17 protein-coding genes are annotated in these 19,163 nt (G+C 51.2%); 6 read left to right on the forward strand and 11 right to left on the reverse strand.

Going from position 1 to position 19,163, the window contains the following annotated elements; all coding sequences use genetic code 11:
- Positions 1 to 167 precede the first annotated feature (167 nt).
- Positions 168 to 632, forward strand: a complete 465-nt coding sequence (locus AC4GL5_RS00250; RefSeq protein ID WP_490380775.1) for a tRNA (cytidine(34)-2'-O)-methyltransferase — start codon at positions 168 to 170, stop codon at positions 630 to 632.
- Between the two features lie 104 nt (positions 633 to 736).
- Here AC4GL5_RS00250 and glnG read toward each other — a convergent pair whose 3' ends face one another.
- From glnG to AC4GL5_RS00275, 5 genes are all read right to left on the reverse strand, one after another.
- A complete protein-coding gene (glnG, locus tag AC4GL5_RS00255) occupies positions 737 to 2,164 on the reverse strand; it encodes a nitrogen regulation protein NR(I) (RefSeq protein WP_490380776.1) in 1,428 nt (475 codons plus the stop codon).
- The gene (gene glnL, locus AC4GL5_RS00260) at positions 2,148 to 3,230 is read right to left on the reverse strand and encodes a nitrogen regulation protein NR(II) (protein WP_490380777.1); all 1,083 of its coding nucleotides are present in this window, start codon (positions 3,228 to 3,230) and stop codon (positions 2,148 to 2,150) included. Before glnL ends, glnG begins: the two co-directional genes overlap by 17 nt.
- A 442-nt stretch (positions 3,231 to 3,672) precedes the next feature.
- Positions 3,673 to 5,079 carry a glutamate--ammonia ligase gene (glnA, locus tag AC4GL5_RS00265; protein ID WP_490380778.1) on the reverse strand — a complete coding sequence of 469 codons (1,407 nt, stop codon included), beginning with the start codon at positions 5,077 to 5,079 and terminating at the stop codon, positions 3,673 to 3,675.
- A 277-nt stretch (positions 5,080 to 5,356) separates the two neighbouring features.
- The gene (locus AC4GL5_RS00270; RefSeq protein ID WP_490380779.1) at positions 5,357 to 5,587 is read right to left on the reverse strand and encodes a sulfurtransferase TusA family protein; all 231 of its coding nucleotides are present in this window, start codon (positions 5,585 to 5,587) and stop codon (positions 5,357 to 5,359) included.
- A 186-nt stretch (positions 5,588 to 5,773) separates the two neighbouring features.
- Complete coding sequence (locus AC4GL5_RS00275; protein WP_490380780.1) at positions 5,774 to 6,823, reverse strand: tRNA (5-methylaminomethyl-2-thiouridylate)-methyltransferase; 1,050 nt, start codon at positions 6,821 to 6,823, stop codon at positions 5,774 to 5,776.
- Between the two features lie 393 nt (positions 6,824 to 7,216).
- On the opposite strand from AC4GL5_RS00275, the gene typA reads away from it, so the two are divergent.
- Positions 7,217 to 9,037: a translational GTPase TypA gene (gene typA / locus AC4GL5_RS00280; protein ID WP_490380781.1), complete on the forward strand. Its 1,821-nt coding sequence runs from the start codon at positions 7,217 to 7,219 to the stop codon at positions 9,035 to 9,037.
- 146 nt (positions 9,038 to 9,183) lie between these two features.
- Here typA and bamJ read toward each other — a convergent pair whose 3' ends face one another.
- From bamJ to AC4GL5_RS00295, 3 genes are all read right to left on the reverse strand, one after another.
- Complete coding sequence (bamJ, locus tag AC4GL5_RS00285; protein WP_490380782.1) at positions 9,184 to 9,873, reverse strand: BamJ family beta-barrel-assembly machinery protein; 690 nt, start codon at positions 9,871 to 9,873, stop codon at positions 9,184 to 9,186.
- A gap of 63 nt (positions 9,874 to 9,936) precedes the next feature.
- Positions 9,937 to 10,461, reverse strand: coding sequence for a DUF4124 domain-containing protein (locus tag AC4GL5_RS00290; RefSeq protein ID WP_490380783.1), 525 nt, complete (start codon positions 10,459 to 10,461; stop codon positions 9,937 to 9,939).
- A 3-nt stretch (positions 10,462 to 10,464) separates the two neighbouring features.
- Positions 10,465 to 11,031 (reverse strand): TIGR02444 family protein, encoded by a 567-nt coding sequence (locus tag AC4GL5_RS00295; protein ID WP_490380784.1) that lies wholly within the window; start codon positions 11,029 to 11,031, stop codon positions 10,465 to 10,467.
- Positions 11,032 to 11,129: 98 nt separating this feature from the next.
- On the opposite strand from AC4GL5_RS00295, the gene AC4GL5_RS00300 reads away from it, so the two are divergent.
- A complete protein-coding gene (locus tag AC4GL5_RS00300) occupies positions 11,130 to 13,061 on the forward strand; it encodes an ATP-binding cassette domain-containing protein (RefSeq protein ID WP_490380785.1) in 1,932 nt (643 codons plus the stop codon).
- A 113-nt stretch (positions 13,062 to 13,174) separates the two neighbouring features.
- Here the strand turns inward: AC4GL5_RS00300 and AC4GL5_RS00305 are convergent, their stop codons facing one another.
- Entirely contained in the window at positions 13,175 to 14,095 is a 921-nt protein-coding gene (locus tag AC4GL5_RS00305) for a flagellar motor protein MotB (RefSeq protein ID WP_490380786.1), read from the reverse strand.
- Between the two features lie 87 nt (positions 14,096 to 14,182).
- Positions 14,183 to 14,959, reverse strand: a complete 777-nt coding sequence (gene pomA / locus AC4GL5_RS00310) for a flagellar motor protein PomA (RefSeq protein WP_490380787.1) — start codon at positions 14,957 to 14,959, stop codon at positions 14,183 to 14,185.
- Positions 14,960 to 15,307: 348 nt separating this feature from the next.
- On the opposite strand from pomA, the gene AC4GL5_RS00315 reads away from it, so the two are divergent.
- From AC4GL5_RS00315 to dxs, 3 genes are read left to right on the forward strand one after another with little or no spacing between them, the layout of a single operon-like run.
- Positions 15,308 to 15,550 (forward strand): exodeoxyribonuclease VII small subunit, encoded by a 243-nt coding sequence (locus AC4GL5_RS00315; protein WP_490380788.1) that lies wholly within the window; start codon positions 15,308 to 15,310, stop codon positions 15,548 to 15,550.
- A gap of 9 nt (positions 15,551 to 15,559) precedes the next feature.
- On the forward strand, positions 15,560 to 16,435 hold the full coding sequence (ispA, locus tag AC4GL5_RS00320) for a (2E,6E)-farnesyl diphosphate synthase (RefSeq protein ID WP_490380789.1): 876 nt from the start codon (positions 15,560 to 15,562) through the stop codon (positions 16,433 to 16,435).
- Positions 16,436 to 16,453: 18 nt separating this feature from the next.
- Positions 16,454 to 18,400, forward strand: coding sequence for a 1-deoxy-D-xylulose-5-phosphate synthase (dxs, locus tag AC4GL5_RS00325; protein WP_490380790.1), 1,947 nt, complete (start codon positions 16,454 to 16,456; stop codon positions 18,398 to 18,400).
- Positions 18,401 to 18,499: 99 nt separating this feature from the next.
- Here dxs and ribA read toward each other — a convergent pair whose 3' ends face one another.
- A complete protein-coding gene (gene ribA, locus AC4GL5_RS00330) occupies positions 18,500 to 19,147 on the reverse strand; it encodes a GTP cyclohydrolase II (RefSeq protein ID WP_490380791.1) in 648 nt (215 codons plus the stop codon).
- Between the last annotated feature and the right edge of the window lie 16 nt (positions 19,148 to 19,163).

Below are 19,163 nucleotides of genomic sequence, written 5' to 3' on the forward strand. Positions count from 1 at the left end.
GTATTTGGATTTTATTCTATCTCTTTAATTATGTATTTTATATAGATCTATCTTATTTTAAACCACTTGTTAATCAGGCCGATAATTTTTCTGTAAATATTGCGCTGTTTGAATATTTTTATACGCCAGGGTACAGACAGGGCCGTGGCTCAGATGGAGAAGCAACGATGTTTGAATTGGCCTTGTATGAGCCTGAAATCGCACCGAACACGGGTAATATTATCCGGCTCTGTGCCAATACCGGTTGCCGGTTGCACCTGATAGAACCTTTGGGCTTTGATCTGGAAGAGAAAAAGTTACGTCGTGCCGGACTGGATTATCATGATCTGGCATTGGTGACCCGTTACCCGGACTTTGATGCGTTTATGCAAACGATGGAAGGAAAGCGTATTTTTCCCTGTACAACTAAAGCGAAAGCTTATGCCTCTGATAGGGCTTTTCAGGCGGGCGATGTATTGCTGTTTGGCCCGGAAACCCGTGGTCTTCCGGCAGAGGTGCTGGCGCAGTTTGATAGTGCACAATGGCTGCGCATTCCTATGATGCCCACTAGTCGTAGCCTGAATCTGTCTAATGCGGTTTCGATTATTACGTATGAGGCATGGCGTCAGATAGGTTTCGAAGGCGCGGTTTAACGCAGGACGCTCAGATAGGTTTTATTGAGTAAAAAAATCCCGTCAGTTGATTCAGACTGACGGGATTTTTTCTACTGGGATACCTCCAGGGGGCTACTCAGTGCTTAATGCTCGTCATCATCCCCACTGGTTTCGAGGTTCAGCTCTTTGATCTTACGGGTCAGGGTATTACGTCCCCAACCCAGAAGTTCAGCGGCATCGCGGCGTCGCCCGGCAGTATGCTTGAGAGCCACTTCTATCATCACTTTTTCAAATTCGGGTACAGCGGTATCCAGAATCCCTTTGTGACCTTCGCTCAGGGCATTATCGGCCCACAGGTGCAGGGCGCTTTGCCAACGGCTGTTACCAGCGCCTTCTGCCTGCTTTTGCTCCATCAGTTCCGGCGGCAGATCATCCTGATGGACTTCGCGACCCGATGCCATAACGGTGATCCAGCGACAGGTGTTTTCCAGCTGACGCACGTTACCGGGCCAGCTGAGCTGTTGCATGTAGTCAATGGTTTCTGGCAACAGAATCTTAGGCTCAACGCCCAGTTCTTTACCGGCTTTGCTCAGGAAATACTCCGACAGACGCGGAATATCTTCCCGGCGCTCGCTCAGTTTTGGCAGATGAACCCGAATCACATTCAGGCGGTGGAACAGATCCTCACGGAAGCGGCCTTCCTGAACCAGGATTTCCAGATCCTGGTGGGTTGCTGCGATGATGCGCACATCAACCTGAACTGAAGTATGACCGCCCACACGATAGAATTCGCCATCGGCTAATACGCGCAATAACCGGGTCTGGGTGTCGGCAGGCATATCTCCGATCTCATCCAGAAACAGGGTGCCCCCATCAGCCTGTTCAAAGCGGCCCCGGCGCTGGGTGTTGGCTCCGGTGAAAGCACCTTTCTCATGACCGAAGAGCTCTGACTCGATCAGGTCTTTCGGGATTGCGGCCATATTCAATGGAATAAAAGGATTCCCCGCTCTCGGGCTGTGCTGATGCAGGGCGTGGGCGACCAGCTCTTTACCGGTACCGGATTCGCCATTAATCAGTACGGTGATATTGGAGTGCGAAAGGCGACCGATGGCGCGGAAGACCTCCTGCATCGCCGGTGCTTCGCCGATGATCTCTGTACTGGGGAGTGCTTTGACTTCCCCGGATGGATGTTCCTGCTCTTTGGCGTGACTGATGGCGCGTTTAACCAGCGCGACAGCTTCGTCGACATCAAAAGGTTTCGGCAGATACTCAAACGCGCCTCCCTGATAGGAAGCAACAGCGCTTTCCAGATCTGAGTGGGCGGTCATAACGATAACCGGTAATGCCGGATGTTGCTGCTGAATCTGAGCCAGAAGCTCCAGCCCATCCATACCCGGCATGCGGATATCCGTGATCATGGCATCCGGTGCTTCATTGGCCAGTGCTTTCAGAACACCTTCAGCCCGCTCGAACACTTTGACGGACATGCCTTCTTGCTCCATCGAGCGTTCCAGTACCCAGCGGATAGAGCGGTCATCGTCGACAATCCATACGTTATAGGGTTTGGTCATTTTTCGGCTCCAACGGAATCAAAAGTCTGAAAAGAGTTTCTCCGGGTGTCGATTCGCATTCGATCAGTCCGTGGTGCTGATGCAGAATCGTTTGGGCAATGGAAAGCCCCAGGCCGGTGCCTTCGGCACGACCGGTCACCAGAGGATAAAAGAGTGTTTCCAACAGCTCCGGTGGTATGCCGGGGCCGTTATCAATAATCTCAACCTGACACAGCAGGCGGTGGCGCTCCGCACCTAAAGTAAACTGACGTTTGGCGCGGGTGCGGAAAATGATGCGCTTTTGTGGTTGATCTGTTTCTTCCAGCACCTGCATCGCATTACGGACGATGTTGAGAGTGGCCTGAATCAGTTGCTCCTGATCGCCAATCAGATCAGGCAGACTGGGGTCATAATCCCGAACCATCTGAATGCTGCCATCGGACTCGGCAGCGATCAGGGCACAGACATGCTCCAGGACTTTGTGAATATTCAACTGACTCAGGTTTGGCACCTTTCGCGGCCCCAGCATGCGATCCACCAGATTTCTCAGTCGGTCTGCTTCGCTGATGATCACTTCGGTATAGTCTTTAAGCCCTTCGTTCGGCAGTTCCCGCTCTAAGAGTTGCGCCGCCCCCCGGATACCACCAAGAGGGTTTTTGATCTCATGGGCCATCCCACGAACCAGGGTTCGTAGTGTTTCCTGTTGAGCCAGTAACTCTTCTTCTTTACTGATTTTTAATAAGCGATCCCGGGGTTGCAGCTCAACCACCAGACAATAGCCCTGCGGAGTCAGTACAGGGCTGACGGTATAATCAACAATATTCTGAGTACCGTTGGGCAGTACGATCTGGCTCTCCCTCTTGGTAAAAGGGTGGCCTGCATCAGCAGCCTGTTTCCAGGCATCCGGAGTGCTGTCATTTTCAAAGAAGAGCTGATCAACAGGCAGACCGATAGCCCGACTGGCACCGCACGCGAATAGCATTTCAGCTGCAGGATTGAGGTAGGTTAAGCAAAGCTTATGATCTACCTGAATGATGGCGGTGCTGAGGTTATCCAGCAGTAGCTTGTGGTTATCGGTTTTGCTCACGCCTGAACCTCCGGGGCGTTGGTCGGGTGCATCTGTGGTCTCTATGACACAGCAAAAAACGCACCAGTAAGAAAAAGTTTCTGAAAAAAGAGACTGTTGCGATAGGAATGCGCCTTTTGGGGCGATCACCATGAGTTTCTGGTGTTGTTGTTATGTCGATTCATAATCTCTGCGCACAACTATAGTGCATAGTTGTGCTTTCTGTGTGTTTTGCCTGACCTGTTCTTGGGCGTTTTATTTCTCTGAGCGGTGTTTTATTCGCGATACTTTTTTGGATCGGCTCTGCTTCAGGTGATGACTGGTATTTTCTGACCATCAGTCTTTACGATTGGCGCACTTTTTTGGTGCGTATGGTTTTTCAGGCATAAAAAAACCCCTGCCGTGGCAGGGGTTAAGTCTCTTCATTGAAGAGCGGAAGTTTGTCAGCTGGTAATCAATCAGCTTACACGCTGTAGTACAGATCGAACTCGATTGGGTGAGTTGTCATGTTTACACGTGCTACATCTTCATTCTTCAGTTCGATGTATGCATCGATCATGTCATCAGTGAATACGCCGCCCTTAGTCAGGAACTCACGGTCTGCATCCAGACATGCCAGTGCTTCTTCCAGAGAAGAGGCAACTGTTGGAATCGCTGCAGCTTCTTCAGCTGGCAGATCGTACAGATCTTTATCCGCTGGGTCGCCAGGGTGGATCTTGTTCTGAACACCGTCCAGAGCAGCCATCAGCAGCGCTGAGAACGCCAGGTATGGGTTAGCGATCGGATCAGGGAAACGAGCCTCAACACGCTTAGCTTTAGGGCTGGAAGTGTAAGGAATACGCAGAGAAGCCGAACGGTTACGGGCAGAGTAAGCCAGCATAACAGGCGCTTCGAAGCCTGGAACCAGACGCTTGTAAGAGTTGGTGCCTGGGTTACAGAAAGCGTTCAGTGCTTTAGCGTGCTTGATAATACCGCCGATAGCGAAAAGAGCAGACTCAGACAGGCCAGCGTACTGGTCACCAGCGAACTGGTTTACGCCGTCTTTCCAGTAAGACAGGTGAACGTGCATACCGGAACCGTTATCACCAACAACCGGCTTAGGCATGAAAGTAGCGGTTTTGCCATACGCGTGAGCAACGTTGTGAACCACGTATTTCAGCATCTGAACTTCGTCAGCTTTCTTAACCAGAGTGTTGAAGGCTACACCGATTTCGTTCTGACAAGCCGTCGCCACTTCGTGGTGGTGAACTTCTACGTTCAGACCGATCTCTTCCATCACGTTACACATGGTGGCACGGATGTCGTGTACCGAGTCAACTGGTGGAACCGGGAAGTAACCGCCTTTAACGCGTGGACGGTGGCCCATGTTGCCGCCTTCCATAGACTTCTCAGAGTTCCATGCCGCTTCTTCAGAATCAATTTTCACGAAGCTGCCGGACATGTTGGAGTCCCAACGAACATCGTCAAAGATGAAGAATTCAGGCTCAGGACCGAAGAAAGCAGTGTCACCCAGACCTGTAGACTTCAGGTACTCTTCTGCGCGCTTAGCAACAGAGCGTGGGTCACGCTCATAACCCTGCATGGTTGCAGGCTCAATGATGTCGCAACGCAGTACCAGAGTTTTATCTTCAAAGAACGGGTCGATGAAGCAGGTAGTGTCGTCTGGCAGCAGAATCATGTCGGATTCGTTGATACCTTTCCAACCAGAGATAGAAGAACCATCAAACATCTGGCCGTTTTCGAAGAACTCTTCGTCAACGTAGCGTGCAGGGATAGTTACGTGCTGCTCTTTACCTTTGGTATCGGTAAAACGCAGGTCAACCCATTTGATGTCATGTTCTTTAATCAGGTTAAGGGTGTTCTCTGACATTGCTTGTCCTCCAATGGAGCTTTCGCGTTTGTTGTCAAAATCGATTGACGTAATCGTTTTTTTACTCGGATCGTTGAAAACCTGTCGTCAGGTTTTTCATATTTATTATCTATAAAGCAAGTTGGATGCCATTTGCTAAAAACTGAACAATACCAATGCGTTATATTGATAATACGGTTTCTTACGGGGTCTCTGTTTGCTCTTGGAGCGTGTTATAGCGCTCTTTGTGCTATATTTTGGTGCGCATGCAATGCTGCGTGCTGTTTTATGGTGCAAGCTATGCGTCGTTAACCTCAATGGTAATCACAATCTCGTCAGATTGCTCTTCTGCTGAGACTAAAGTATGACCGTGAACCCGGCACCAGGCTGGAATATCGTGCAGAGTTCCCGGGTCGGTGCAGTAAACCACCAGCTGATCGCCGGGAGATAGTTCGCTGATTTTATTCTGAGTTCTGATGACAGGAATCGGACAAAGCAGATTGCGGGCGTTGAGTTCGTGTTGGTTCATGGAGACTCTCTCAGTTTAGAAGCAGTCATGTGATAACGGGGGCACGTTCGGCTTTAAAACAGGGCGTGCGGTAAAAGTTAGGGCGCGCACTATTTGTGCAATGAGGGGTATTTTAGACGAATGGCGAAAAAAAACGCACCAGAGTGATCAGGTGCGTTTTAGTGTTGGTTAAACCCTAAACAGGTGTTAGTGGATATACCACTCTTCAGGGATTTCTTCCGCAGGCATCGGCGTTACATGTACCACCTGAGCGGGCTGATTATGTTCGCGCACGACTTCAAGTGTCACTTTATCTTCGTTACGACCCTGGCTGAAGCGGGCAACGATGCGTGCTGCCAGTTCCAGGTCTTCCTCGGTAGGTGTGCCGTCGATCAGGGTCAGCGGACCACCGTGGCTGGTTGGATAAAGATAAGTGAACTGAGAACGGTAACCGCGCATAAAGTTATTCTCACCCTCTTCGCGGCTGACGATCAGTTTGAAGTTTTTCGCCGGACGGATGTGACGACCTACTTTCAGCAGCATAATATCATCAACCTCGTAGCGGCGTTCGCCACGGGCATCCCACAGATCCTGCAGCTTCTTACTGTAGCTGGCATCGGTCAGGAAGCAGCAGCCACCGGCCGGCTGAGACCACTCATCGATACCCAGCTTCTTCGCCAGCGCAAACTGAGGTTTACGGTTTCGGCCGCTGAAGTCGTACAGTTCTTCACGCTTGATCCAGCCTTCGCGCTCCGGGTGTGTTTCCGGCAGGTGCTGGGCACACAAAGGACGTACCAGACGATCTTCGACCAGAGATTCACGGGCGATAATCGGCATGGTGGCCTTACGCTGGGATTTCGGACGTTGGCCGATCACCTCACCGGTGATGACAAAATCAAAGTCGTTGTCCTGACACCATTGCCAAGCACGGGCGACCATATCGATTTTACAATCCAGACAGGGGTTCAGGTTCTGACCGTAGCCGTGCTTAGGGTTCAGTACGATATCTTTGTACTCTTCGGAGATATCGATGATGTGCAGCTTGATACCCAGTTGCTCCGCAACCCACAGCGAGCTGTTCTTTTTCTGTTTTTCTTTGTCTTTTTTGCGGATGGCATGGGTGTGTCCTTCAACACAAAAGCCGGTATAAAAGTTGATCCCTTCTACGTGAACGCCCTGATCCTGAATGACTTTGGTAGCCAGCATGGAATCCAGTCCGCCGGAAATCAGAGATACGGCTTTGCGTTGTTTGGTCATGTCTCACCCATTTTCTTAAAGCAGTGATAAGTGTCGAAAGCGACAAAAAACGCAGGATTCTACCGGATCGTGACGAGATAGAAAGTTAAAATAGCGACTTTTTATCCACTGGAGATGATCTGTCTGTTCAGGTGTTTCGTAACCGGTTGTTTTTGCTTGAGACTTGCAGGAAATGGATGCTCAGGCAGGGGGTATCTGCTGTACTGACGAAGAAATTCATATAACCGCAACCGTAAAGTGTGTACAATTTCCAACCTTTTGATTTTTCCTTTGCCATCTTTCAGATGGCAAAAACTTCCAGAGATCTGGGTCCGCTCTTTAGGTTGCTTTAGGGTTTATCTATCGTTTGGTGTGGCAGGTCTCTTATATTTTTGAGCAGGCGAAATACTCCGAATGTCTTCAGATATCAATAAGTTACGCAATATCGCAATTATTGCGCACGTTGACCACGGTAAAACTACTCTGGTTGATTCTTTGCTTCAGTTTTCCGGCACCCTGGATCGTAAAGACGCTGGTTCCGAGCGTGTTATGGATTCCAACGATCAGGAAAAAGAGCGTGGCATTACCATTCTGGCGAAAAACACCGCCATCAAGTGGGAAGATTACCGGATCAACATTGTTGATACTCCTGGGCACGCTGACTTCGGTGGTGAAGTAGAACGTGTTCTGTCTATGGTTGACTGTGTACTGCTGCTGGTTGATGCGCAGGACGGTCCTATGCCTCAGACCCGTTTCGTAACCTCGAAAGCGTTTGAGCGTGGCCTGAAACCGATTGTTGTGATCAACAAAATTGACCGTCCGGGCTCTCGTCCTGACTGGGTTATGGATCAGGTTTTTGATCTGTTCGATAGCCTGGGTGCGACTGACGAGCAGCTGGACTTCCCGGTGGTATACGCGTCTGCACTGAACGGTATTGCGGGTGATGACCCGGAAGAGATGGCTGATGATATGAAGCCTCTGCTGGATATGATCATTGACCGTGTCCCTGCGCCAGACGTTGATCCGGAAGGTGCTTTCCAGATGCAGATCTCTGCACTGGACTATGACAGCTACGTAGGTGTTATCGGTATTGGCCGTATCACCCGTGGTCAGCTTAAGCCGGGCCAGCAGGTTGTGATTAAGAACATCGCCGGTAACGAGCGTAAAGGTAAGGTTCTGAACGTTAAGGGCTACATGGGTCTGGATCGTGTTGACACGGATTTGGCGAATGCGGGCGACATCGTTTGTATCAATGGTATTGATGGCCTGAGCATCTCTGACACTCTGTGTGATCCTGAGCTGGTTGAAGCACTGCCGCCTCTGACCGTTGACGAACCAACCGTAAGCATGACCTTCCTGGTAAACGATTCTCCGTTTGCCGGTAAAGAAGGTAAGTTCGTGACCTCTCGTAACATCAAAGAGCGTCTGGATCAGGAATTGATTCACAACGTTGCGCTGCGTGTTGCTGAAGGTGATTCTCCGGACAAATTTATCGTTTCCGGTCGTGGTGAACTTCACCTGTCGGTTCTGATTGAAACCATGCGTCGTGAAGGCTTCGAGATGGGTGTATCCCGTCCGGAAGTTATCCGTAAGGAAGTTGACGGCGTTATGATGGAACCCTATGAAAATGTTGTGATCGACGTTGAAGATCAGCATCAGGGTTCCATCATGGAAGAGATGGGTCTGCGTAAAGGTGAGCTGACCAACATGGAGCCGGACGGTAAAGGTCGTGTGAAGCTTGAGTTCACCGTTCCTTCCCGTGGTCTGATCGGTTTCCGTGGCCAGTTCCTGACTCTGACATCCGGTTCCGGCATCATGACCAGCGTATTTGACCGTTACGACACGGTTAAAGATGGTGAGGTTGCCAAGCGTCAGAACGGTGTTCTGGTTTCTATGGTGAAAGGTAAGACCCTGTCTTACGGCCTGTTTAACCTGCAGGATCGTGGTCGTCTGTTCCTGGGTCACGGTGCAGAAGTGTATGAAGGTCAGGTGATCGGCATTCACTCCCGCAGCAACGACCTGGTGGTTAACCCGACTAAAGGTAAGCAGCTGACCAACGTACGTGCTTCCGGTACGGACGAAGCGCTGACGCTGACTCCGCCAATCAAGCACACGCTGGAGCAGGCACTGGAGTTCATCGAAAACGACGAGCTGGTAGAAGTAACACCGGAATCGATCCGTATTCGTAAGAAACTGCTGACTGAAAATGAGCGTAAGCGCGCGAAGAATAAGTAAGCAGTTGCTGTTTCGGTTTTAACCGGAGTCTGCACCGAAAGAGCCGTAGCGGTTATCCGCTACGGCTCTTTTTTTGACCATAAAAAAGCCCCGGACAAACAAAGTGTTTGTCCGGGGCTTTTAGGTTTAAACCTCAGATATGAGGCTTAAGCTTCCGGATTGATATCCAGCAGTTCCACTTCAAAGATCAGCGTTTCATTCGGACCGATAGGGCCACCGGTTCCGCCCGGGCCATAAGCCAGATCAGACGGAATGAAGATCTTCCACTTGCTGCCTACAGACATCAGCTGCAGACCTTCCTGCCAGCCCGGAATAACCTGATTCAGACCAAAGGTGACAGGCTCGCCACGTTTGTAAGAGCTGTCGAACACTTCACCGTTCAACAGTTTGCCTTCATAGTGCACTTTAACCTGATCGGTTAGTGCAGGTTTTGCACCACTACCAGCGGTAAGAACCTGATACTGCAGACCGGACTCTGTGGTTACAACGCCTTTCTTCTTACCGTTTTCCTTCATGAATTTCTGGCCGGCTTTCAGATTAGCTTCGGCAGCTTTAGCCTGTGCTTCCTGCTGCTCCAACATTTTCTTCTGCTGGAATGCCTGCATGGTTTCACGCACTTCGGCTTCGGTCATTTTCAGGTCACCAGCATAGGTGTCCTTGATGGCCTGAGCCAGCATATCTACATCCAGGTTTTCGAAATCCTGCTGCAGACGCTGACCCATAATCAGACCCAGGCTATAACTCAGGCGATCCTCTTCAGTTTTTGGGGTAGTGTCCGCCATAACCGGAGCGGCCAGCAGGCTGCTGAGGGTCAGGGTGAGTAGCACTTTTTTCATGAAAACTCCTTAATGGGTCTGCTTATTTCCGGTCGGGCTGCGTTTGCCGCCTCCGGCCTTCTGTTATTGATCGTTTATCAGGGCGTCGATACGGGCCTGACGTTCCTTAATAATGCGTTGTGTCTCTTGAACCTGTTTCAGCAGGGCTGCGGTGTCCGCTGGGTCGATGCTGTCCGGTAGTCCGGAGATCAGGTCTGCCGCTTTATCTTCGGATTTAACATCAGACTGCAGCTGAACGCCTGTGTTCCTGTTTTGTTGCACCTGTTTTTTAGGCGCAGGCAGGGTGTTCACTGATTGTAGGGTAACACTTTCGCTTGCGGTGTGGGCAGGTGGGGTGTCACCGTAGTGCCATTGTCCCTTCTCATCCTGCCACCGATAGATAGCGCTTTGAGGCTCAGATGATGATGCCCTGACAGTGCTTGTTTGAGGTGTTATACCCAGTGGCTCAATCATCGCACGCGGCAGAATATTCGCAGGTAGCGGGTCGCTGATCTGCATTAAGGGCTTGCCATCGGGGCCTTTGATATAGAGGGGGGCAATGACCGCGCTGATAACCAGAATAATCAGCAGTTTGATAATAAGTTTCACAACTTAGTCCTGAGCGTTCTGATCCAGGTCTGCCGCCAGACCGACGATGATCGACTGGGCGATATCCTCATCAACCACCAGTTCCAGCAGGTTTTTCAACTGCTGCTGAGCAGTGGCCGTCATTTGGGCGTCTTTGAGAGTAAAGCGAATATTGGTTCGAAGGGCTGTTTCTCTGTCATGGCAGCTTTGCATGCCTTTCTTCAGAGAGTAAAGCAGGTAAAGCAGAGCCTGTTCGTGTTGTTCTGCGATCAACTCTGCAGAAAGCAGATGTTCGCGCATATCGGCCAGATGAGTTTCCATATCCGCCATTGGCTTTAACTGGCGGCGTTGTTTGCGTAGGGGGACGACAAATTGATTGTGCCAACCAAGGACGGGTTCAACCTGCTGTGGCCAATCTTTGGTAAAACAGACATTCTGTGTGGTCAGCCAACAGCTGAACAGCAGCTGGTTAACCATGACGCCCTGATGGTCCTGCAGGTAAATACAGGCCGACTCTACACTTTCAAGGCGATAGAGTTTCGTAGAAAAACGCCAGAATGGGTTATCATACGCCAAGGTAAGTTCTGACATGGTTGCCGGCCTCCGGGCTCATCATTATTCTTTTTGTTTTGCGCGATCTGATCCAGGCTTCAATTCCCGCACGCTACAATTTTTGACAGTAAAATCACATGATTACATTAGAAGGCCTGAGCCTGCAACGGGGAAGTCTCTCTCTCCTGCAAAATACCTCCCTGATTATCCACCGTGGTCAGCGAATCGGTGTTGTCGGCTCCAACGGTGCCGGTAAGTCCAGTCTGTTTAAACTGCTTTTAGGTGAGCTGCATCAGGATGCCGGTGAGCTGCTGATTCCGGCTCAGTTACGTATCGCCCACATGGCGCAGGAAGTTCATGCCCGTGACAAAACCGCGCTGGACTATGTGCTGGACGGCGATAAGCCGTTGCGCAAAGTGCAGGAAGATCTGGCTAAAGCGGAAGCAGAGGGTGACAACCATGCCATCGCCCGGCTGCACGCCGAGCTGGAAACGCTGGATGGCTACACGGCTCCTAACCGGGCGGAGCAGCTGCTGTTAGGTCTTGGTTTTACCATGGAGCAGACGCAGCAGCCGGTGCAGTCCTTCTCCGGTGGTTGGCGTATCCGCCTCAATCTGGCACAGGCGCTTTTGATGCCGTCGGATCTGCTGCTGCTTGATGAGCCTACCAACCACCTGGATCTGGATGCGACTCTGTGGCTGGAAAACTGGCTGCGTCAGTACCCCGGCACTCTGCTGCTGATCTCCCACGACCGGGATTTTCTGGATAGTGTGGTGGAGCATATCGCCCACTTTGAGCAGCAGAAGATTAACCTGTATCGCGGTAACTATTCAGCCTTTGAGGTGATGCGTGCTCAGCGTCTGGCGCAACAGCAGGCACAGTTTGAGAAGCAGCAGACCCGTATCGCCGAGATCGAAAACTTTGTCCGTCGTTTTAAAGCCAAGGCGTCCAAAGCCAAACAAGCGCAGAGTCGGGTGAAAGAGCTGGAGCGTATGGAGAAGATCGCTCCGGCCCATGTGGATTCACCTTTTCAGTTCACCATTCCCTGCACCGAGAAAACCTCGTCACCCCTGCTGGTGATGGATGATGCCAATATCGGTTACGGCGACAGCAGTGTGATTCTGAATCAGGTGAACTTCACCCTGCTGCCGGGGATGCGTGTCGGTCTTCTGGGGCCGAACGGAGCCGGTAAATCGACCCTGATTAAGACGCTGGTGGGCGACCTGCCCGTGGTCTCCGGGATCTACACGCCGGGTGAGAATCTGCAGGTGGGCTACTTTGCCCAGCACCAGCTGGAGTCGCTGGACCTTAACGCTTCGGCACTGCTGCATATTCAGCGCCTGTCACCGAAGGTTTCCGAACAGGAGATCCGTAACTATCTGGGGAGCTTTGGCTTCCGGGGTGATGATGTCGAGACCGAGGTCAGTCGCTTCTCCGGTGGTGAGAAGGCGCGTCTTGCGCTGGCGCTGATCGCCTGGCAGAAGCCGAATCTCCTGTTGCTCGATGAGCCGACCAACCACCTGGATCTGGAGATGCGTCTGGCACTGACCTTTGCTCTGCAGGAATTTCCCGGTGTCGTCATTCTGGTATCCCACGACCGGCACATGCTGCGCAATACGGTTGATGAGTTCTGGTTGGTGTGTGATGGCGCTGTGCAGCCGTTTGAGGGTGATCTGGAGGATTACCATGTCTGGCTGAAAAACCGGACACTGGCGCTGCAGAAGGAGCCTCAGGGGGATAGCTCTGAGACTGACTCCGCTGCACCTGTCGAAGAGAAGCGGGACCGGAAAGAAGAGCGCCGCCTGGCGGCTCAGCGTCGGGAGCAATTGCGGCCGCTGAAGAAAAAGGTCGATAAGCTGGAAGCAGAGCTGGATAAGGTTCAGGCCGAACTGAGCAAGATCGAGATGGAACTGGCAGAACCTGAGATCTATCAGGATGAAAACAAAGACCGGCTGCAAGTGCTGCTGAAAAAGCAGGGTGAGCTCAGTACCGCTTCCGAAACCATTGAAGAAGAGTGGATGCTACTGTCGGAAGAGCTGGAAGAGGCTCAGGCTGAACTGGAGATCTGAGCACTTAACTCAACCCAAGTAAATAACACCATATAAAACAGAAGCCCCATACCCAAGCAGTCATCAGGTATGGGGCTCACATAAAAACCACTTAGCGATCACGCTCTACGAGATCAAAAAACCTCTTCCGGTTTTAACTCAAACACTCGTTCTTCAATCTCAAGATTGATCTCACTCCCCTGAGCCTTAGCTTCTTCGTTCTGCTCCTCAAGGAAGCTGATGGCACCGTTTTCTTCATTGGCACCCTGATCAACCACAATCTCTACCCGGCGGTTTTTTGCCCGGCTTTCACGGCTGTCATTCGGCACCAACGGCTTAGTATCAGCAAAACCGATCACCTTCATCCGGGATGACTCCACCAGATTATCCAGCTCTAACTCAAAAGCCACAGAAGATGCACGCGCGGATGACAGATCCCAGTTAGAGCGGAAGCGATCCGTATTAATCGGAATATCATCCGTGTGCCCTTCAATAGTGATCTTTCCGGGGGTCGATGCCAGGGCCTGACGAATTTTATCCATCACTAACTCAAACTGCTCAGATAGCACCGCACTACCCGGAGAGAAAGAGCCTTTCTCTTCAACCCGAATAATAATATTACGCTTGCGGGTCTCGACCTGAATCTTGCCCTCTTCAATCTCTTCTTTGAGAATTTGGGCAATCGCCTCAGCATCGGCCTGAGTCTGAACCTGCTGCTCAGTTACCGTATCAACATTCTCGGTTCTTAATTTTGACTCCAGCTCCGTGGTTTTTTGCTGAATAATTTCCAACGGATTTGGCTCAGGCTTACCCGGCGTGTAATTCTCCATAATCACGCTGGTTCCCATAGGGATATCATTTGCCTGAATCTGGCGCTGAATGCCGTAAGCTTTGGATAACTCACCAGCAAGGCGCTTAAATTTAGTGACATCCATCTCAGAAAAGGAGAGCAGAAGTACAAAAAAGCACATCAGCAGCGACATCAGGTCGGCAAAGGTCATTACCCAGGCGGCAGCCGGTGGGGGGCAATCGCACTCTTCTACATCATCACTCATACTTGAATCCTGAAATACCTAATGCTTCGGCATAAAGCCCGAAAAATACGGGCTTTATGAACAATCCTGCGTATCCGTCAGACCCACTTATTCCTGAGCAGGCTGGTCAAAGGTTGCATCATCACGCACACCGGCTGGTAGATAAGTTCGCAGCATATCCTCAATAACCCGCGGGTTCTGACCGGACTGAATGGCCAGCAAAGCATCAATAATAATCGATTGAATCTGAGCTTCTTCCGTCATGCGCAATGTCAGCTTGTCGGAAATAGGAATCGCAATCATCGTCGCCAGCATAGCACCATACAATGTCGTCAACAGAGCGACCGCCATTGCAGGCCCAATGGATTTAGGGTCATCCATGTTTGATAGCATCTGAACCAGACCGATCAAGGTACCGATCATCCCCATGGCAGGACCAACATCCCCAATAGAGGAGAATACCTTAGCCCCCCACTTGTGGCGCTCAAGCGTCATTGCCCGATCTTTGCTGAGCATGGTACGCACCACTTCACGGTCCTGGCCATCAACCAGCAGCTGCATACCGTTTTTCAGGTATTTGTTATCAACCTCTTTATCTTCCAAAGCCAGCAGACCGCCTTTACGAGCCACCTGGGCAACATCAACCAGTACGCCGATAATCTCTTCTGTGGACTCCAGCTTGAATGCAAACGCCTTGGCTGCAACCTTAATCGCACCCAAAAACTGCCCCAAACTGTACTTTGCAAGAACCACGAACAGCGAACCACCAACAACAATAAGAATGGATGGAATACTGACAAAAATTACGGGGTCGCCACCGAGAACCATTGCCATAGCAACGATACCGATTGCGCCGATAATACCAAGCAGGGTAGCTATATCCACAGAGAACTCCTTGGTTCCTTGATACGAAGTTGGTGGTTCTAACAAAGAAATAGCACATAATTCAGCTTAGAGAAGCTTTTGTAACATTATGCAACTTTTTAAATTCTGCGCGTATAATAGCGGCTTTTCCTCATGTGTTGAATGGCTTTGCCCCAAGAGTTTTAGTGACACAGCAATGCTCGGTTGGTATTTCTCTTATTCAAGGCCTTAATAAAATTACAACCTCTTGATTTAATTAGAGTTTATAATCCTAATTTTATTCGCTTATTTTTCGCTATTGAACCAATGGATATTCTCCGGTAACGTCTGCCGATTTGCGCTAAGCGGTAGACATTCGGAGGTTTGGTGATGGCTCAACCCAAAGCAAAAGACTTTGCGGGTAAAATGGCCGAATTGGAGCAACTGGTCTCCCAGCTTGAGGCGGGTGAACTCTCTCTGGAAGAATCTCTGAAAGCCTTTGAAGGTGGTATCCGCCTGATCAGAGACTGCCAGAATAAGCTCACCCAGGCCGAACAGAAAGTCGGCCAGTTACTGGAAGACAATGGCCAGCTGAGCGAAGTGCCTTTATCACCACCTACCATTACGGAATAGTAACCCAACGTGAGCATCCAAGAACAAATCAGGCCCCTAATGGAGCGTTCTGACCGCCAGCTTGACCAGCTTCTTTCTTCGTCCGACTCAGCCTCCGGCCAGTTGCTGGAAGCGATGCGCTACAGCGTATTCAATGGTGGTAAGCGCTTTAGACCTATTCTGGCCTATGCCGCGTGCCAGGCCGTTACAGGTCAGATTGAAGCCGCCGATGCTCCAGCTGCTGCCGTAGAACTGATTCACGCCTATTCCCTTGTCCACGACGACCTACCGGCAATGGATGATGACGATCTTCGTCGCGGTCAGCCGACCTGTCACATAAAGTTTGATGAGGCAACTGCCATTCTGGCCGGTGATGCACTGCAGACAGCAGCATTCTCAGCACTACTGCAACACAGCACCCCTGAACACCTGTTATCATTGCTGACCGAATTGACGCAAGCAAGTGGGGCACTGGGCATGGTTGCCGGACAGATGATTGACCTTTCTTCCGTTGGGCATACGCTTGATGTCTCAGCGCTGGAGAATATGCATCGTCATAAAACCGGTGCTCTGATCCGAGCCAGCGTCCGTATGGGCGCTATAGCCGGTAACGCCTCCACCAAGCAACTGGAATCACTGACAACATACGCTCAGGCGCTGGGACTAGCCTTTCAGGTACAGGATGACATTCTTGATGTTGAGGGTGACACCACCACACTAGGTAAACAGGCTGGTGCTGATGCCGCACTGGATAAACCGACCTATCCGGCCCTGCTGGGGCTTGAACAGGCAAAAGCCAAAGCACACGAACTGGTTGAGACAGCCTTGTCTGCACTGGAAGGTTTCGGCCCGGAAGCCCATCTTTTGAGAGAGCTGGCTCGTTATGTGATTCAGCGTAATCACTAAACGGTTAGAACAGAATTTATGCCTATGCCCGACTACACACTGTTCCAGGAAATTCCGCTAACCCGGCCAGCAACCCCCTTGCTGGATCAGATAGCCCTGCCTGAAGATCTGCGCAAACTGGATATCAATCAACTCCCTCAGCTATCGAACGAGCTTAGGGAGTTCTTATTGTATTCTGTTGGCCAGACCGGCGGGCATTTTGGTGCCGGACTGGGTGTGGTTGAGTTAACGGTAGCGCTGCACTTTGCTTTTAATACCCCTGATGATCGACTGGTCTGGGATGTCGGCCATCAGGCATATCCCCATAAGATCCTGACCGGCCGTCGCGAGCAGATGCACACAATCCGCCAGTACGATGGCATCGCGGCGTTTCCGAAGCGTGCTGAGTCAGAATTCGACACCTTTGGTGTCGGTCACTCCAGCACCTCCATCAGCGCCGCGCTGGGCATGGCCATTGCCTCTCGAGAACAGGGGCTGAACCGTCATGTTGCCGCCATTATCGGCGATGGCGCGATGACGGCAGGCATGGCGTTTGAAGCCCTGTCTCACGCCGCCCACGTTGATGCCAACCTGCTGGTGATTCTGAACGACAACGAGATGTCGATCTCGGAGAATGTCGGCGGCTTTGCCACCTATCTGGCCAAGATTCTTTCCAGCAAAGCCTATACACGGATGCGTGAGGGCAGCAAAAAAGTGCTGTCCAAGTTGCCGATGGCCTGGGAACTGGCGCGCAAGACCGAAGAACATATGAAAGGTATGGTATCGCCCAGCACCCTGTTCGAAGAGATGGGCTTTCACTATATCGGCCCGATTGATGGTCACGATGTGCATTCACTGGTTAACACCCTGAACAACGTCAAAGACCTGAGCGGCCCACAATTCCTGCATGTGATTACCCGCAAAGGTAAACGCTTTGCACCTGCTGAAGCAGACCCCATTGGTTACCACGCCATTACCAAACTGGAAAAAGAACACCAATCTGAAGCCAGTGAACCCGTTGTAAAACCAGCGCCTAAGCCTATATCAAAACCTAAGTACTCCAATATTTTTGGGCAATGGCTTTGCGATATGGCGGCTGAGGATAAACGCCTGATGGGTATCACCCCGGCGATGCGGGAAGGCTCGGATCTGATCGAGTTCTCCAGGCAATACCCTGAGCGTTATTTTGATGTGGCTATCGCGGAACAACATGCTGTCACACTGGCGGCCGGTATGGCTTGTGACGGGCTAAAACCCGTTGTAGCGATCTACTCGACATTCCTGCAGCGTGGCTATGATCAGCTGGTGCATGATGTTGCAGTTCAGAATCTGGACGTTCTTTTCGCCATCGACCGTGCCGGTCTTGTCGGTGAAGATGGCCCGACCCACCACGGTACGCTAGACCTGAGCTTCCTGCGTTGCGTTCCCGGCATGGTCATCATGGCTCCGGCGGATGAAAACGAAACCCGTCAGATGCTCTATACCGGCTATCAGTATGAAGGCCCTGCGGCGGTTCGTTATCCACGGGGTACCGGCCCGGGCGTTGAGATTCAACAACAGATGACGGCATTGCCGATAGGCCAGGCCGAAAAGCGCTTGTCGGGCACAGCAAATGCTCAGGGTAAAAAGGTTGCTATTCTGGCCTTTGGCTCCATGGTGGCACCGGCTCAGGAAGTCGCCGAGAAGCATGGCTATGGCCTGATCAATATGCGCTTTGTTAAGCCGCTGGATCAGAATGCCATACTGGAAGCCGCCAAAGATTACGACCTGTTAGTAACCGTAGAAGAAAATGCCATTGCAGGCGGTGCCGGTAGCGGCGTTATTGAGCTACTGATGCAACAGGCCGTTCTTCGCCCCGTGCTGAATCTGGGTTTACCGGATCGCTGGGTCGATCAGGGCAGTCCGGCTCAATTACTGAGTGAATGCGGGCTTGATGCCAAGGGTATCGAAGCCAGTATCCAGACCTATCTGAGTAAGCTGGACTAAAACAGCTCAGTTCTCAGCACAGCGTGAGATCGCAAAGACAAAAAAGGATGCCCAGTGGCATCCTTTTTTCATTACTGCAGATTGCGGCTTAACCTCTGATCAGATATCCACCGGCTTAGTGCGATTGATATCCACATCGTCTGCCTGAGTAAAGTTATCCAGATCCATCATATGGCCCAATTTACCTGCCTTTGTCGCCAGATAGCCTTCGTTGTGAGGATTCATACCGGTCTGAATCGCCACCCGCTCTGCCACTTCAACACCATAATTAGCCAGCGCTTTCACCTTGCGCGGGTTATTGGTCATCAGGCGAACCCTTTTAACCCCCAGATGACTCAGCATCGGCTGGCACATGGTATATTCGCGCATATCAGCGCCAAAACCCAGTTGTTCGTTTGCTTCAACGGTATCCGCACCAGCATCCTGCAGATGGTAAGCCTTAATCTTATTCAACAGGCCGATACCACGACCTTCCTGGCGCAGATAGAGGAGTACACCACGTCCTTCTGTCGCAATACGTTTGAGAGCTTCCTGTAGCTGATAGCCACAATCACAACGCATGCTGAACAGAGCATCACCGGTCAGACACTCTGAGTGAACCCGCGCCAGTACCGGCTCGCCATCGGAAAAGTCGCCCATGGACAAAGCCACATGATCTTTCCCGGTTTCCGGATCTTCGAAGCCGTGCATAGAAAATACTCCCCATGGCGTGGGCAGCTTGGAGGATGCGATAAATGTTACAGACACGGTTCACCTCTACCGG

Source organism: Oceanospirillum sp. (assembly GCF_982874595.1).